Genomic DNA, 15,963 nt, shown 5'->3' with positions numbered 1-15,963 from the left:
TTTCGTCATCCCTTCCATACCTGTCGCTCGCGCTCGCGCGAATTACCGAATCCAAGCTCTTCCCGATAGTTCGTCACCGTCCGCCGGGTCACTTGATAACCGTATCGAATCAATTCATTCGCAAGCGCCTGATCACTTTGTGGTGCCTTCTCTCGTTGAATCAGTTCTGCGAGTGCCCGTTTAATCATAAATGGCGAATGCCCGCGACTTGTAGACCGAACAAAAAAGTGTCGCCATTCCATGATGCCACTCTCGGTCTTGGCGAACTTCCCTTGGATGGCTCGTCCGACCGTCGATTCATGTTTTCCGATGAGCTGCGCGACCGTACGTCGGGTCAACGGATTAAGGACAAGTTCCCCTTTGAGCCACTCGGTCTGACGTGCTTCAATGATTGACCAAATCTCACGCAGCGTTTCGTTCCGCATCGAAAGGGACGTCATCCACCATTTCGCCTCACGGTCATTCCCGACACGCGTCTCGTCGAGTTCCGGACTAAGCCACGTCGTGACGAGTGTCCCCTCTTCATAGCGTACCTCGACTTCCGGAAACACGTGACCCGTTTCTTCATATAATAGAGGACGTTTCGGAAGTGTCGCGACGATTCGTTCGAGTCTTGCCAATTCCTCCTCTGAAATAGCAAGAGCAGTCGTCATCTGTTGAGGACTCACCCCACTCTCAATCGCTTCGAATACATCGACGATGCGAGGGTCCTCATGTTCGATCGCATGTCGATATTGACACTCCCGTTCTGTTCTCGCCCCGATCCCCGTCGGTTCAAGAAATAAAAGCGCCTGCCTCGCCTGTTCGATTCGAGTGACGTCGACACCGAGTCGTGTCGCCAACACCTCGTTCGCATCCGGCAATAATCCCCGATGGTCGAGCAAGAGGACGAGTTGTCGTCGCAACACTTTCTCATCCTCACTGCCGCTACCCTCATGAATCTGTGTGAACAGCTTCTCCTCAAACGAGCTCGCCGCATCTGCAATCCAATCGATGCTCCCGCTCCCGATTTGAATGTTCGTGTTATGTCGTGCAAGACGCGCAAGCCGGAATGCGAGCGCAAGACGGTCCGCCTCAAGGACCGGTAACCGCTGCACGAGGTCTTGCGTCATCTGTTGTTGCTGGATTTGTTTTTGCTCCTGCCGTTGCATCGTTCTCCCCCCTCTTTTCTATTGTATCGAACCCGCTTCCGTCGCGCTCAAAAAAGCTATGTGAACAGGATTGCTTTTTCAATAAAACAAATGTATAATAAATTCGTGTCACAGATATGCACCCGTAGCTCAGGGGATAGAGCACTGGTTTCCGGTGCCAGGTGTCGGGAGTTCGAATCTCTCCGGGTGTATCAGATGTAGAGGTCAGGCAGATTGCCTGGCCTCTTTTTCGTTTTACGATAAGAAAATCGTGGAATAGGTGAAAAACGATGACTATCGTTTGACCATCATTGACTATACAGGTATGATGAAATTACAACCTACATAAAGGAGGCAGATTCAATGTTAATTCCAACAGTTATCGAACAGACAGGCCGTGGGGAGCGCGCGTATGACATCTACTCACGCTTGCTTAAAGACCGCATCATCCTTCTCGGAAGTGCGATTGACGACAACGTCGCGAACTCAATCGTTGCACAGCTCCTCTTCCTTGCGGCTGAGGACCCAGAAAAGGACATCTCACTCTACATCAACAGCCCAGGTGGTTCGATCACAGCGGGTATGGCGATCTATGACACGATGAACTTCATCAAGCCGAACGTGTCGACGATTTGTATCGGAATGGCTGCATCGATGGGTGCCTTCTTGCTCCAAGCCGGTGAAAAAGGGAAACGCTTCGCATTACCGAACGCAGAAATCATGATTCACCAACCGCTCGGCGGCACACAAGGCCAAGCGTCAGACATCAAGATTCACGCAGAACGCATCATCAAGATGCGCGAGAAGTTGAACCAAATCATGGCAGAAAACACTGGACAGCCACTTGAAGTCATCGAGCGCGATACAGAGCGTGACTACTTCATGGCAGCTGACCAAGCGAAAGACTACGGTCTCATCGACAAAGTCATGACACGTTAATTTTCCGAAAGACACACAATCCTAATTGGATGTGTGTCTTTTTTATTGACTTCTGAAACCTGCAAGTTAAAAAGATATTGACCCTATTTTCTGAATAAGAGACCTATAATAAATAGGAATATATAGATAATGTAGACCAAATTGGGAGGTTTATTTTGAAAAAATTATTACATTTCAGTTCAATTATTCCGTTTGATGATTCGGATAATCATGCTTCATTACCGGAATATTGGATGCATTCACCTGAAGCCATATGTGCTCTTACTAAAGATGATGAAATTTGGTTCGTCAACCCTTCGTTCGAAAAGTTGCTTTCAGAATCCATCGAAGAATTTGTTGAAATACTGTCAAACGAATTGGATCCTTTTGCGGAATCCATGACTTCGTTACACGATGGGATTCAAGTTCGTCTTCAACCGTCGAATCGTCTATTTCAATTGATGCCCGTCCCTATTTCTGTTCACCCTGAGATTACCTTGGTGTTCTCGGTGATAGAGCGAACATATGAAAATGAGCTCGCACAAGAACGCATGCGCTTTGATGCTTATCGTCAAGTCTTCGGCGACATTCACGGTCTCGCCCTCTTTGAGTTCAATTTAGAGACTCACTATTTCGAGACATTTGGATCATTGAAAGATATGTTCGGACTTAGCACTATTTCATCGGATACACATACACCGCTACTCTTCAAACAGTTACTCCATCCAGATGATTTAAATGTGTATTTAAAGATTCTTGGTGAGTTGATGATCGACCCTGAGATTGAGATGCGGGAGTCTGTTGTTCGAATCTTTCATTTAGAAGAATCGCAATACCACCATTATGTCGTACGTAGCCATTTATCTATGGATCGAAAACTACTTACATGCGCGGTGATGGATCAATCGGTCTACCAAACTGACAATGAGAAGATTGAGAAATTCAATCAGTTTATCGAAGCCGGGATGATGGAGTTTGATTTTCAGAGCGATACGTTCCAACACGTTTCTCCTGGCCTATTCCGTATGATTGGATTTGAGATTGAGCCTTCTGATATCACGCTCGAATTTTGGAAGCAGTTTCTTCATCCAGAAGATTTGGAACGACTCACCTCATCACGTCATGAGACGTTACAAGGAGAATCCGCTACTTACATATATCGTGTTTATGTAAAGGATGAATTGAAGTGGGTGGAAGAAAAGCGTGAACCTATCTGGGATCAGAATAAAAATGTAACCGGTTACCGCTCCTATTTGAAAAATATTACGCGACTGCAAGAACAGGAGCAAGAAATCACCACATTACGGACAGTGGACCCGATTACGGGAATTGCCAATCGAGATACGTTAAAGACACATATCGAAGAACTATTAGAAGAGGCGCAATCCGTCACGATGATTGGAATTTCCTTCAATCACTATGCGGAGGTCAAACAAACACTAGGCTTTGAATTAGCGGATGAATGGAATGCCGTAACGATTGGCACGCTCCAACCTTACGTTCCTGATGATGCCTTATTAGCTGTCATTCATGAAGATTTATATTGCATTGTGATTCCTAGTTATTGGACCGATGAGAGAGTCCGGCGTTTCGGTGAAAAGTTGACCACCTTGTCCGAACGCGCTTACAGCATCAGTGAGTATGAAATCTTCCCACACGTTTCCGTCGGTGTCTGTCGCTCCCCACATGACGGGATGACAGCGAACGAACTGATTGCCCATACCGTTCAGGTGACAAATCACGCTTACACACAGGGACATTCCAATCTGGCGTTCTATTCATCGAGCGTTGACTTGCCATCCTTGCGTCGCTATACGTTGATCAATGATTTACGCACCGCCATCAAAAATAGGGAGCTGTTTGTTGTCTATCAACCGAAAGTCCATGCATGGACCGGTGAAATTGTTGGCGCTGAGGCACTGATGCGCTGGACACATCCAACTTGGGGACCCATCTCACCTGCTGAATTTATTCCGTTGATTGAGCACAACCAACAGATTGTGGAATTGACGGACTTTTTAATCGAGGAAGTCTGTCGATTTATGAATCAGCTTCCGACATGCATCCCGATTTCAATAAACATTCCGGCTTCCTATTTCTATCTAGATAACTACATGCAACAAATTCAACAATCCTATACGAGACACAACATCCTACCTCATTATTTAGAAATTGAAATTCCAGAATCAACGCTATTGGAGAACCGAGATCGAATGAAGTCCGTGTTTGAGACATTGAATGCATTCGGTATCACCGTGTCATTTGACGACTTCGGTACCGGTTATTCTTCACTCGCGTACGTACAGGATTATAATGTCCAAATCATGAAGGTCGACCGAATTTTCGCACACGGCATTCATCAAAATGTGAAGTCACAAGCCATCGTCCGTAGCTTGATGTATATCGCAAAAGAATTTGGTATGGATATCGTCGTAGAAGGTGTCGAATGTTTCCGTGATTTGAACTGGCTGCGGGACCATGGCGTCCAAACGATTCAAGGTTATCTCTTCAGTCCACCGGTCGAGAGCGAGCAGATGATTCGTCTCCTTGATCAAACGTATTTACCTCCGACAGAAGTGAGTTCACTCGAAGGTCACACGATGTTGATTCCCGTTCAAATGATTTTTTCTCGCATCCAATCGTTCACGTCCGATTTGGGTCGAGCACCTGCTCTAGTGTCAATGGAAGATCGTAAGTCGTTCAAATTATATACGACCTTGTTTTTACCGCCGAACGATTTTTTACAGTTCTCCATTCTGATGAAATCGCAGGACCAACCGATTCCTGTCAACATCATCGGAACTCCCGACTTCGAGGACGGGATTTACACATATGAATTAGAGCCAATTGAACAGAGTTTACTAGAGGGCGCTACTGAGCACGCCTTCCATCTCACTCCGGAGCAAGCTAAAAATACGTTACATCTCCATCATTTTCTCTAAAAAAAGAACGCATCGATGGATGCGTTCTTTTTTCTATTCGATGGGCATCCAAATCTCAATGATGTCGTCCGCTCCACCTTGCCCGTGAATATAACGCTCGAAGTCGACCGCGTCTCGTAGCGTCACATCTGGAACGTTTACTAGCTGCTCATACGTAGACGGAATCATCGGGATGCCTCCCTCCACCGTCGCGACGATATAGTTCCCTTTCGTCAGTTCGACACTTCGAGCACTTTCTCCCGACACCGGCTTCGTCATCCCCGCGACATAACCGTTCTCCTGCGGGAGACAGACCCCGTACGACTCGTCTGTCGTCAATTCTGGTTGAAGCTTGGCCCACATGTTCGGGATCTCCTCTAACGTACCACCATATCCATAGACGGAAATGGCTTCATTCAACATCTCATATCGAATCTTCATGTCGTTCCCTCCTGATTGCATCAATCGAATCTGCCTCTCGATTCGATGAAGTCGTTCGATTTCTGCCTGGACTTCATCCAATCGTGTTTCTAGTAATGTATCAACCGGTAGACCCGATTGAATTTGTTCTAGACGGAGTCCAATTTGACGTAATCGTTTGATTTCACTTAACCGTCGAATCTCTTCCATCCCGTACATTCGATACTGATTCTCGGTCCGCGTCGGGCGGACCAATCCGCGCGCTTCATAAAATTTGATCGCCTTGACCGACAATCCGGTCACATGGGCGACTCTTCCGATTGGAATCACGGTTTCCCCACCTCCTACTTTCACTGTACAGTCGCCCCTTAGAGGCAGGTCAATCATTAGTTTTCAGGGACCCGGACACCGAAGACGTATCGGCTATCTCCTTGCGACCACTCTCCGCCGACTTCATAGAGATAGATGCCCGGCTCATCCGGAACGACAAGTTCGGAAGGGACGAGTTCTCCATCCTCGATTCGATTGAAACTCGATGTCATCGGTTCTGCATGATAGACGACATCGATCCGGTCTCCCGGTTTGACAGTGATCAGTTGAAGATCGTCCGCTTCCGGTAGTCCGTAATCGGCGCATGTCGCTTGAGTGCCGGTCTCCCAACAGTACGTTGATTGTTCCACTTCTGCCGATACCGAACCAACCCGAATCGTTGGAAGCGGCGGCTTGACACTGTCCTCTCCATCCCCAAATAAGGTCATGGCGAAATAAACGATTCCCGCCCCGACAAGTACAAACAGTAAGATCATCCACACACGTCGATTTCGTTTCACGGTCTCATCTCCTTTCTTCACTAGTTCCCTGTCACGAGATAAAATCCCTACTCTAACAAAAAAAGACCCACTTTCGTGAGTCTTGTGCGTCATTTCGGGCGACGCAGTCCTTTCATCATATAACCGCCTTTGAAGTCGATTGGGTCAAATGCGACGAGGAACGCTTTCGGTTCATGCTTCTCGACGAGTTCACGCAGTTCTTTCATCCGGGTACGGGCCGCCAATACGTCAAGACGGTAACGGACCCCGTCACGTCCTTGCCCTTGATAATGCGTAACTCCATATCCGTTGTCACGCATCTGTTGGATGAGTTCCGCTGGATATTCTTTCGTATGGACTTGAATCATGTTGTAACCGATGGCGAGTTTTCGTTCGACGAAACCGCCAAGTAAGATTCCGAGCCCGAAGCCGACCGCATACACGATCATACCGACCGTCGTCAGATCCTGGAACACGATGCCGAGCGCAAAAATATAGATTAGCGTTTCTAACGTTCCGAATAGACCGGCGATGACGGTCTTCCCTTTCACGAGCATGATCGTCCGGAGCGTTAACACCGGAACGTAGATTAGTTGTAGCAGTAGGATGAGTAAGATTTGACCCATTTGATCGACCTCCGTTCCAATTCATTATCACCACTATTCCAAATTTCTGAAAGAGATGCAACTAAAAAAGGCTGACCGGAGTCAACCTTTCACTTAGTTATCTAGATTCTTTACGCTCGTGAGCAACTCGTAGTCTTTACGAATGACTTCGTAGATTGCGTTCTTGTCCCCGTTCAACAACTCTTCCGCACGAAGCTGGTTCAAGAAGAGGCTTGTAGCGAACGTGACGAGTGCACTTTTCGGAATTCCGATTTCTTTAGCACGCTCTGTGATGACCTGGTCGAGCTTAGCGTCAATCGTGAGCGATAATCTTTTCTTTTCATTCGACATAATGATGAAGCTCCTTTTACTCGCTTTTCATAAAACCTATACACAATTGCTTATTATATAGGAAGAATGGTTTTGGCGCAACCGCATCACGAGGATGCGATCTCATCGCCGCTGCGCACGCGCTCGGCAATCTGGTCAATTTTACGAAGTCTATGGTTGATTCCTGACTTCGAGATCGGACCGGACTCGAGCATCTCCCCGAGCTCCTGTAACGAGACGTCTTGATGCGTGACGCGCAGTTCGGCGATTTCCCGCAATTTTTTCGGTAAGACGTCGAGTCCGACCGTCCGTTCCAAGAACTTGATGTTCTCGACTTGGCGCAATGCCGCACCGACCGTCTTGTTCAAGTTGGCCGTCTCACAGTTGACGAGACGGTTGACGGAGTTTCGCATATCTTTGATGATTCGTGCGTCTTCGAACTCCAACATACCCCGGGTCGCCCCGATCAACTTGAGGAAGTCCGAAATCTTTTCACTTTCTTTCATATACAGGATATGCCCTTTTTTCCGTTCGAGCGTCTTCGCATTCAACTCAAACCGGTTCGCCAAATCACGTAGTGCCTGGTTATGGTTTTCGTACAAGCTATAGATTTCGAGGTGGTACGAGGACGTTTTCGGATGGTTGATTGACCCGCCTGCGAGGAAGGCGCCACGCAAGTAAGCGCGTGCTAAGTTCTCGTCCCCCGTCATATCCGAGTTCAGTGTCCGAATCATCTCGTAATTCTCTCCGAGGATCTCAAGATCCCGAAGCATCGTTTCCGCATGCTGTGACACTCGGACGATGTAGACGTTGTTCTTTTTCAAACGCATTTTCTTCCGTACGAACAAGTCTAACGGATGGTCGTAAAGGCGTTTCATCAACGAGTAAATCCGCCGGGCGATCGAGGCGTTCTCCGTCGAGACATCTAAGGTCATACCTCGTCCAAGGGCGAGCGAGATGACCCCGTTCATCCGAACGAGTGCCGACAGTTCCGCTTTCGCTTCCGTGTCGGTCACTTCGAGTTGTGTCAATTCTTTCTTCACATCTGAGGCAAAGCTCATCGAGTCCCCCTCCTTTCTATCTTTCCAACAATCTTTATTTCAGTTCCAATTCTTGAAATGAGCGCGGCTTCTTGATGCGGAGTACCCGCTGCATGACGAGTCCGGCGATTGCGTCGGAATCATGACGGATATACTCCCGATTATAGTCGACGATGTCCCCAGCGAGAACGTTCGTGCCATAGTTCCGGAGCTTCTTCCGATCGAAACGGACCTCTTCCGATCCATCCTCACGGTAACGCTCCAAATACTCTTCTTCAATCGGTTCGTTGTTGACGACAATCGTGTCAATCGATGCCTTCCCAAGGTACGACTCGATGACTTTCAAGTGTTTCATCGCGTCATAGCCTTTCGTCTCACCTGGTTGCGTCATCACGTTACAAATATAGACGACCGGGACTTTCGATCGGATGATGGCTTCCCGTACAGCTGGGATAAGCAAGTTCGGGATGATACTCGTATAGAGACTCCCTGGACCGAGCACGATGACATCTGCCTCTTCAATCGCCTCGACGACGCCCGGGGCCGGTTCAATGCCTTCTTCGAGTAAAAACATCCGTTTGATCGGTTGCTCATGAAGAGGGATCTTGGATTCCCCTTGGACGATGGTGCCGTCCTCAAACTCGGCTGCGAGGGTCATGAGCGTCTCAGTCACCGGCAATACTTTTCCTTGTGCGTTCAAGAGCTGCGACATGACATCGATCGCTTTGACAAACGAGCCTTCGCAGATGTGGGTCGCCGCCGTGAGCATCAAGTTTCCAAGGGAATGCCCTTCTAAACCAAATCCCGTATCGAAGCGGTATTGTAAAATCTTATCCATTAACGGTTCGACTTCCGACAATGCCAAGATGACATTACGGATATCGCCCGGAGGCAACATATGAAACTCGTCACGAAGACGTCCCGAGCTCCCCCCGTCGTCCCCGACCGTGACGATTGCCGTGATATCGAGTGGATAATGTTTCAACCCACGAACGAGAGTGGACAATCCTGTCCCTCCCCCGATAGCGACTACTTTCCGATCTCGTCTCATGTCACTTCTCCTTCGTCGCGTGAGCGAGGTCTCGGTGGACCGTCTTCACGTTATAACGTTCAGCAAAGTGCTCCGACACTTTCTCAGCGAAGGTAATCGACCGATGCTTCCCACCGGTGCAACCGAATGCCACGACGACTTGCGTCTTGCCTTCCCGTTTATATTGCGGGAGAAGGAACTCGAGCATGTCGATCAACTTTTTATAAAATGCTCGTGCCTCCGGATGAGACATGACGTATTCCTGTACTTCTGTCGTCTGACCCGTGAGTGGACGGAGCTCAGGGATATAGAATGGGTTCGTGATGAAGCGAACGTCGAACAACAAGTCGATATCGAGCGGAACCCCATGTTTGAAACCGAATGACATGAAGTTGACTGTGAACGGGATCCGTTCTTCATTGAATTGTTGGAGGATGCGGTCCTTCAACATCTGAGGCTTCAATTCGCTCGTATCATACAGCGTGTGAGCCCGATCACGGAAACCTTCTAACAGTTCGCGCTCCATCTTGATGCCGACAAGTGGCGCATCTTCCGGTGCGAGCGGATGGGACCGTCGCGTCTCTTTATAACGGCGAACGAGCACGTCGTCCCGCGTCTCTAAATACAACAGGTGCGGATGCACATTCTTTTTTTCCAAATCGTCGATGACGATGAATAAGCTATCGATAAAGTCTCGTGTCCGCGTATCGATGGCGACCGCGATTTTCGGTCGGACCGAGCTGATGACATCAATCAATTGTGGCAAGAGCACCGGTGGCAAGTTGTCGACACAAAAATAGCCGAGGTCCTCGAAACTATTCATGGCGACCGACTTCCCAGCCCCGCTCATCCCACTGATGATGATCAATTCTTCTAATCCTTTAAAGTCTTCCATCTCGCTGACGCCCCCTTAAAATTGACAACCGAGCCGTGTGTGTAGCTCTTTCCATCTAGTATAACGAACGTCCGAAAAAAAGAGAAGGACCGCGGTTCCCCGCAGTCCTACCTTCTTGAATCATGCGTTTTGTTCTTGCAACGATTCGAGGAGCCCCTCGATGAAGTGTTGAGCATTCTGAGCGGCAATCGACCCGTCGTTCGTCGCTGTGACGACTTGACGGAGCGTTTTCTCACGGACGTCACCGGCCGCGAAAATCCCTGGGATATTCGTTTCCATCGCCTCGTTCGTGACGATGTAACCTTGTTCGTTCGTGATGCCGAGGTCTTGAACGAATCCTGTAATCGGGTTCATCCCGATATAGATGAAGACGCCGTCAATCTCGTGGTCTGTCTCTGTCCCGTCAACTGTGCTGACGAGACGAGCTCCACCGACTTTCCCGTCTTTCTCTGTGATTTCTTTCAATGTGTGGTTCCAAATGAAATCGATTTTCTCATTGTCGAACGCACGTTTTTGAAGAATCTTCTGAGCGCGAAGCTCATCGCGACGGTGAACGATCGTCACCTTGTTCGCAAAGCGTGTCAAGAAGACACCTTCTTCAACAGCCGAGTCGCCACCGCCGATGACGAACAAATCTTTCCCTTTGAAGAACGCTCCGTCACATACCGCACAGTACGATACGCCACGGCCACCGAGTTCTTCTTCTCCCGGTACGCCGATTTTCTTATACTGAGCACCAGAGGCGAGGATGATTGCACGTGCTTTATAGTCACGGTTGTGCGCATGCACGATTTTATATTGTGTTTCATCCGAGATGCTTTGCACGTCCCCATATGCATACTCCGCACCGAACGCTTTCGAATGGTCGAACATTTTTTGAGACAAGTCAGGACCAAGGATGCTGTCATAGCCCGGATAGTTCTCGATGTCTTCCGTGTTGGCCATCTGACCACCTGGAATCCCACGTTCAATCATAAGTGTTGAAAGGTTCGCACGTGAAGCATATAGCGCAGCGGTCATTCCGGCAGGACCGGCACCGATGATAATGACGTCATAAATTTTTTCTTCTGTCATGTTGATTCCACCTCTGCAAGAAATTGATTGCCTTTAGTATAAGAAACCTGTAAGGGTATCGTCTATCTTTATGCTTGTTCGAGTGTCCGTTTGAACGAACGGACCGTCTCTGTCAACGTGTCGACCGAGAGATGGAAGGCGTTCGCACAATTTTCGAGAATCAATGCGTCCCGTTTCGTATAAAACATCCAGACGAGCGCAGCGGCCGATGCCGTTACGTCCATGAATGATTCATCAGACAACAGAAGCGTCGCGAAACGTTCATAGAAGTCACCCTCTAGGCTCATCCGTTCCGCTTCTGATACATGTGCTTCAGCCAAGACGAGCGCATCAAACGCACGCTTGATCCGGACGTCTCCTTTGAACGGTTGCTGACAAAGGTCGGCACGACACATCTCTGCGAACGCACGGACCGTCCCGTTTTCCGTCACCGCATTCGTGAGCGCAAGCGCTTCGAACGCTTCGTCATCTTTTAAGTTGGCGATGATTCGGATAATCTCGATTCGAGCCAAGTCGCTCTCTTGACGCAATCCTTGGACGAGCGCCGAACGAAATTCGAGGTTTTCTCGGATGTCGAAGCTTTGTTTCTCTTCAAACTGTTTCATCTCTTCATTGTTCAAGTAGGTGGCTGCCTCTTCAAGTCGTCCTGTCTTATAGGCAGACACGCTGAGCCAATGCCCAAACAATGGGTCCCCACGGAATCCGCGGTCTTTCAATAGACGTAGTTCTTCATATGCACGGTCGTAATGTCCGACAAGCGCGAGTGTCGTCGCTAATTTATAACGTAAGTCAAATTGGAGTGGACGGACACGTGTGAGCGGTGTCGACAACTGCAGGGCCACTTCCGATTGACCCGCTTCATGGAGCAAGAGAATCGTGTTCAAGATTGCATGCAAGTTGCCTGGATTTTGGTCGAGCACGTATTCGAGCGTCCGGAATGCCGCTTGGTCATCACCAAGGTAAAAACTGACGACCGACAGATTGTTGTATGCTGGCCAAAACGATGGATATTGACCGATGAGACGCTCGAGTGTCGCCTTTGCCGCAAACAATCGTCCTTTATCGATTTGACGCTGCGCTTCCGTATGCCACGTGATCAATTCGTCTTCTTCCTCGTCCTCTAACTCTTGTTCGAGTTCGATCAGTTCAAGAAGGGATTGCACGGCTTCCCTGAAGTGACCTTTCGTGTCACGGGCGAGATATTCGGATGCATAGTGCGCCGCTTCCTCATATTGAGAGACATAGGCACAGTTGCTTGCTAAGTGATACAGTGCCTCTGTTGCGGTCTCATCGAGCTCTAATACTCGTTTCCACACGTCATTGGCGTGGTAGACCTCCCCTACTTCAAATAACAGTTCTGCGTACTGTTTATGATAGTCGACGCGATGCGTGGCTGCCGCTGTCGCTTCAGCCATGAAAAAAGTCGCTTCATCCAGGCGACCTTCACGTAACGCACGACGACCTCTATAGTAGTGGAGCTCCGCAGCGAGCGGAGATTCTGGTTCGGGTAGCGTCATTACTGCTTCATAGTTCGCTTCCATATTCTAAATCCTCCACATCATCTCTAAATCTTTTTTTAGTTGCAGGGATAAGAATACCGCACTCGAACAGCGAGGGCAACTGAAAAAGTTAAAAAAAATTGCGACTATATTCCCTCTATAATGAATATTTTTTACTAGGTTCAAAAATTGTTTTTGAACGAAAATATGATAGCTTCATTTCTGTACATTTATCCATGAAAAAGCGGAATCTCTTTAAAAAAAAGTGATACCGCTCAAGTATTATTGATTCTGTATGAACAAAATACTCATGAAAACATTTTGCGAAAAATTGTGTCAAATATGTGTCAACGATTGAAGCTTTGAACCGATGACCCGCTCTCCTGGTAAGACGTCACGGTGCACGACCGCGCCCGCGCCGATGACGGCACCGTCCCCGATGGTTACCCCTGGCAGGATGGTAACGTTCGCACCGATCAATACGCCATCACCGATGATGACGTCCCCGATCCGATACTCGTCTACGAGATACTCATGACAGAGGATCGTCGAATTGAATCCGATGACCGTATTGCGACCAATCGTGATACGTTCCGGGAACATGACGTCCGGTGTGACCATGAGAGCAAGGGCACTATATTCTCCGATATTCATCCCGAGGAACGTCTGGTAAAGCCAACGCTTTGCCTTCACCGACGGAAAGTAACGACCGACCAGAACGACCGTCGTGTTTTTGAAGACACGCAGAAAGCGAATCGTCTGATACATTTGCCAAAGCGGATTCGGTCCCTCGATGTGATATCGTGTCGTCTTACGCATGAATACTGACCTCGTCTAGCCACGCCTCGAAATGTTCCATCGAGTCGATGATGACGTCCGGTTCGAGCGATTCGAGGAATGGACGCCCTTTGAGGGCCCAGCCTACAGCGACCGTCTTCGTTCCGGCATTTTTCCCGCTGAAGATATCCGTGTCGTTGTCTCCGACCATGACGGCGCGTTCTGGTGACGAGTCGAGTGCTTGTAGTGCACGCTCGACCGGTTCAGCGTGAGGTTTTTCGTTCTCGACATCATCCGCTGTCACGACGACGTCAAATAAGTGGTCGATATTGAACAATCGAAGACCGCGCTCGACTACCGGACGACCTTTCGACGTGACGATGCCCATCTTGTATCCTTTCGCATGAAGGCGATATAGCCCCTCGATGACTCCTGGGTACTCTGCGACGAGTTGGTCATGCATGGCGATGTTGAAGCTCCGATAGAAGGCTTGCATCTCTTTCCATTCCGGCTCGTTGAGTTCACGGAACGACTTTTCGAGCGTCGGTCCGATGAATCGATAAATGTCTTCATCCCGATACGTATGTTCCGGGAAATAATAGTCGAAAGTATGGCGGAAACTCGCGATAATGAGTGGGTTCGTATCGAGTAATGTACCGTCTAAATCAAATAAGATCGTATCCATTAATCAAACAATCCTTTCTCTGATGGGTCGTTGTAACGTTTCGCCTTGCGACGAAGAATCATCGTGACGATACCGAAGAGGATCAAGGCGATTGACACCATTTGCGCCGCGCGCAAATCTCCGGACATGAGACTGTCCGTACGAAGTCCCTCGATATAGAAGCGACCGATTGAGTACCAGACGAGGTATGACAAGAAGATATAACCACGTCGTGGATTGCCAATCATGCGCCACGCGACGAGAAGGATGACCCCGATGATATTCCATACACTTTCATATAAGAAGGTCGGGATATAATAAGTCCCATCGATGTACATCTGATTGACTATCCAGTCTGGTAGCATGAGCGTATCTTGCAAGAAACTACGCGTCGTCTCGCCACCATGTGCCTCTTGGTTCATAAAGTTTCCCCAACGCCCAATGGCTTGTCCAAGAAGAAGCGATGGCGCCAAGATGTCCGTCACTTTCCAGAACGACATCGACTTTCGCATACAATAGACGATGACGACAAGGAGAGCACCGAAGATGGCTCCATGAATGGCAATCCCACCTTGACGAATGTCGATGATTTGTCCGAGGTTCTCTGAATAATAATCCCATTGGAACGTCACGTAATAAATGCGTGCGAAGACGATGCTGATCGGAATCGACCAGATGACGACATCCACGAGTCGTTCCGAATCATAATTGATACGTTTTGCTTCGTATAAGGCGAGGACGAGACCAAGCATCGCCCCGAAGGCGATAATCATGCCGTACCAATAGATTGGCAAAGAGCCAATCTCAAACGCCACACGATCAAATGTCGGTTCTACCATGCTCACAAGTCTCCTTCAGTATCCTGAATCGCGTTCGCGAGACGTTCCGCGAACTCTTCAGCCGTATTGATTCCCATATTTTGCAGACGATAGTTCATCGCTGCGACCTCGATGATGACTGCCAAGTTTCGACCAGGTCGAACGGGGATGGTCAAGAGCGGAACTTCACTGTCGATGATTTTCATCGTGTTGTGGTCGAGTCCGACACGGTCGTATACTTTGCCCGCGTCCCAGTTCTCCAAGTTGACGATGAGACTGATCTTTTTATGCGACCGAACCGCACCCGCACCGAACAACGTCATGACGTCGATGATGCCAATCCCACGAATCTCGAGCAGGTGACGAATGAGCTTCGGTGCTGATCCGACGAGGAGCTGGTCCCCCGTTTGACGAATCTCGACTGAATCATCGGCGACGAGGCGGTGCCCCCGTTTGACGAGTTCAAGTGCCGTCTCAGATTTCCCGACACCACTCTGGCCCTTGATGAGGACACCAACACCGTAAATATCCACGAGCACACCGTGCATCGCCGTCATCGGTGCTAGTTCCATCTCTAGGAAGTTCGTAATTTGTGATTCGATCGATGTCGTCACCGCATTCGTCCGCATGAGAGGAACGTTTGCCGCTTCCGCCTCTTCTTCGATTTCTTTTGGAATATCGAAGCCACGCGTGATTAAAATTCCTGGCGTCTGTTCCGTACACAAGATTTTAGCTCGTTCACGACGCTTCTCTTCCGAGAGGCTCGCATAGAATGTCAACTCCGTCTTCCCAAGCACTTGCAGGCGGTTTTTGGCATAGTGCGTATAATAGCCAGCAAGGACGAGACCCGGTCGACTCAGGTCGGGTGTTGCGACCGGTCGATGAAGTCCTTCCTCTCCCGCAATGACTTGAAGTTTAAAACGCTCAACAACTTGAGCGGTACGTACGATATTTTGCATCAGTATCTGCCCCTTTCACGCTCATTATTGTATCATAGCTCTTTCTAAGACGGGCTAGGGAAGTGATGAAGAAC

General features: G+C 48.8%; 16 protein-coding genes and 1 tRNA gene. 3 read left to right on the top strand and 14 right to left on the bottom strand.

The genetic code is table 11. The annotated features are described in order from the left end of the window. Positions 1 to 5: 5 nt before the first annotated feature. Positions 6 to 1,151: an RNA polymerase factor sigma-54 gene (locus KNO79_RS03520; protein WP_214690654.1), complete on the bottom strand. Its 1,146-nt coding sequence runs from the start codon at positions 1,149 to 1,151 to the stop codon at positions 6 to 8. Between the two features lie 118 nt (positions 1,152 to 1,269). On the opposite strand from KNO79_RS03520, the gene KNO79_RS03515 reads away from it, so the two are divergent. From KNO79_RS03515 to KNO79_RS03505, 3 genes are all read left to right on the top strand, one after another. Continuing rightward, positions 1,270 to 1,342, top strand: a tRNA-Arg gene (locus tag KNO79_RS03515). Positions 1,343 to 1,493: 151 nt separating this feature from the next. Continuing rightward, positions 1,494 to 2,069, top strand: a complete 576-nt coding sequence (clpP, locus tag KNO79_RS03510; protein ID WP_012726916.1) for an ATP-dependent Clp endopeptidase proteolytic subunit ClpP — start codon at positions 1,494 to 1,496, stop codon at positions 2,067 to 2,069. 155 nt (positions 2,070 to 2,224) lie between these two features. After that, positions 2,225 to 4,990 (top strand): putative bifunctional diguanylate cyclase/phosphodiesterase, encoded by a 2,766-nt coding sequence (locus tag KNO79_RS03505; RefSeq protein WP_214690653.1) that lies wholly within the window; start codon positions 2,225 to 2,227, stop codon positions 4,988 to 4,990. 33 nt (positions 4,991 to 5,023) lie between these two features. On the opposite strand, the gene KNO79_RS03500 is transcribed toward KNO79_RS03505, so the two are convergent. From KNO79_RS03500 to hprK, 13 genes are all read right to left on the bottom strand, one after another. Beyond that, on the bottom strand, positions 5,024 to 5,719 hold the full coding sequence (locus KNO79_RS03500) for a MerR family transcriptional regulator (protein ID WP_159562635.1): 696 nt from the start codon (positions 5,717 to 5,719) through the stop codon (positions 5,024 to 5,026). 56 nt (positions 5,720 to 5,775) lie between these two features. Next, on the bottom strand, positions 5,776 to 6,219 hold the full coding sequence (locus KNO79_RS03495) for a hypothetical protein (protein ID WP_308162654.1): 444 nt from the start codon (positions 6,217 to 6,219) through the stop codon (positions 5,776 to 5,778). A gap of 89 nt (positions 6,220 to 6,308) precedes the next feature. Beyond that, positions 6,309 to 6,824: a DUF2179 domain-containing protein gene (locus KNO79_RS03490; RefSeq protein WP_012726919.1), complete on the bottom strand. Its 516-nt coding sequence runs from the start codon at positions 6,822 to 6,824 to the stop codon at positions 6,309 to 6,311. Between the two features lie 93 nt (positions 6,825 to 6,917). Beyond that, the gene (locus tag KNO79_RS03485) at positions 6,918 to 7,154 is read right to left on the bottom strand and encodes a hypothetical protein (RefSeq protein ID WP_012726920.1); all 237 of its coding nucleotides are present in this window, start codon (positions 7,152 to 7,154) and stop codon (positions 6,918 to 6,920) included. Between the two features lie 86 nt (positions 7,155 to 7,240). Continuing rightward, on the bottom strand, positions 7,241 to 8,194 hold the full coding sequence (gene whiA, locus KNO79_RS03480; protein WP_159562637.1) for a DNA-binding protein WhiA: 954 nt from the start codon (positions 8,192 to 8,194) through the stop codon (positions 7,241 to 7,243). Positions 8,195 to 8,228: 34 nt separating this feature from the next. Then, complete coding sequence (locus tag KNO79_RS03475; protein WP_074036285.1) at positions 8,229 to 9,224, bottom strand: gluconeogenesis factor YvcK family protein; 996 nt, start codon at positions 9,222 to 9,224, stop codon at positions 8,229 to 8,231. 1 nt (position 9,225) lies between these two features. Then, entirely contained in the window at positions 9,226 to 10,098 is an 873-nt protein-coding gene (rapZ, locus tag KNO79_RS03470; RefSeq protein ID WP_031422867.1) for an RNase adapter RapZ, read from the bottom strand. A 120-nt stretch (positions 10,099 to 10,218) separates the two neighbouring features. Beyond that, the gene (gene trxB / locus KNO79_RS03465; protein ID WP_074036283.1) at positions 10,219 to 11,172 is read right to left on the bottom strand and encodes a thioredoxin-disulfide reductase; all 954 of its coding nucleotides are present in this window, start codon (positions 11,170 to 11,172) and stop codon (positions 10,219 to 10,221) included. Positions 11,173 to 11,240: 68 nt separating this feature from the next. Beyond that, positions 11,241 to 12,713, bottom strand: a complete 1,473-nt coding sequence (locus tag KNO79_RS03460; protein WP_214690651.1) for a tetratricopeptide repeat protein — start codon at positions 12,711 to 12,713, stop codon at positions 11,241 to 11,243. 294 nt (positions 12,714 to 13,007) lie between these two features. Then, on the bottom strand, positions 13,008 to 13,490 hold the full coding sequence (locus KNO79_RS03455; RefSeq protein WP_074036278.1) for an acyltransferase: 483 nt from the start codon (positions 13,488 to 13,490) through the stop codon (positions 13,008 to 13,010). Continuing rightward, a complete protein-coding gene (gene ppaX / locus KNO79_RS03450; RefSeq protein ID WP_159562639.1) occupies positions 13,483 to 14,133 on the bottom strand; it encodes a pyrophosphatase PpaX in 651 nt (216 codons plus the stop codon). Before ppaX ends, KNO79_RS03455 begins: the two co-directional genes overlap by 8 nt. Further along, positions 14,133 to 14,951, bottom strand: a complete 819-nt coding sequence (lgt, locus tag KNO79_RS03445; RefSeq protein ID WP_074036274.1) for a prolipoprotein diacylglyceryl transferase — start codon at positions 14,949 to 14,951, stop codon at positions 14,133 to 14,135. Before lgt ends, ppaX begins: the two co-directional genes overlap by 1 nt. Before the next feature lie 2 nt (positions 14,952 to 14,953). Then, the gene (hprK, locus tag KNO79_RS03440) at positions 14,954 to 15,889 is read right to left on the bottom strand and encodes an HPr(Ser) kinase/phosphatase (RefSeq protein WP_012726929.1); all 936 of its coding nucleotides are present in this window, start codon (positions 15,887 to 15,889) and stop codon (positions 14,954 to 14,956) included. Positions 15,890 to 15,963 lie beyond the last annotated feature (74 nt).

The organism is Exiguobacterium sp. s43 (assembly GCF_018617255.1).
Lineage (GTDB): Bacteria > Bacillota > Bacilli > Exiguobacteriales > Exiguobacteriaceae > Exiguobacterium > Exiguobacterium profundum.
This window is presented reverse-complemented; position numbering and strand designations above follow the sequence as displayed.

Coding starts and splice junctions, on each gene's coding strand:
- KNO79_RS03520 (WP_214690654.1), bottom strand. CDS start 1,151: ATGCAACGGCAGGAGCAAAAACAAATCCAGCAACAACAGATGACGCAA.
- clpP (WP_012726916.1), top strand. CDS start 1,494: ATGTTAATTCCAACAGTTATCGAACAGACAGGCCGTGGGGAGCGCGCG.
- KNO79_RS03490 (WP_012726919.1), bottom strand. CDS start 6,824: ATGGGTCAAATCTTACTCATCCTACTGCTACAACTAATCTACGTTCCG.
- KNO79_RS03485 (WP_012726920.1), bottom strand. CDS start 7,154: ATGTCGAATGAAAAGAAAAGATTATCGCTCACGATTGACGCTAAGCTC.
- whiA (WP_159562637.1), bottom strand. CDS start 8,194: ATGAGCTTTGCCTCAGATGTGAAGAAAGAATTGACACAACTCGAAGTG.
- KNO79_RS03475 (WP_074036285.1), bottom strand. CDS start 9,224: ATGAGACGAGATCGGAAAGTAGTCGCTATCGGGGGAGGGACAGGATTG.
- rapZ (WP_031422867.1), bottom strand. CDS start 10,098: ATGGAAGACTTTAAAGGATTAGAAGAATTGATCATCATCAGTGGGATG.
- trxB (WP_074036283.1), bottom strand. CDS start 11,172: ATGACAGAAGAAAAAATTTATGACGTCATTATCATCGGTGCCGGTCCT.
- KNO79_RS03460 (WP_214690651.1), bottom strand. CDS start 12,713: ATGGAAGCGAACTATGAAGCAGTAATGACGCTACCCGAACCAGAATCT.
- KNO79_RS03455 (WP_074036278.1), bottom strand. CDS start 13,490: ATGCGTAAGACGACACGATATCACATCGAGGGACCGAATCCGCTTTGG.
- ppaX (WP_159562639.1), bottom strand. CDS start 14,133: ATGGATACGATCTTATTTGATTTAGACGGTACATTACTCGATACGAAC.
- lgt (WP_074036274.1), bottom strand. CDS start 14,951: ATGGTAGAACCGACATTTGATCGTGTGGCGTTTGAGATTGGCTCTTTG.
- hprK (WP_012726929.1), bottom strand. CDS start 15,889: ATGCAAAATATCGTACGTACCGCTCAAGTTGTTGAGCGTTTTAAACTT.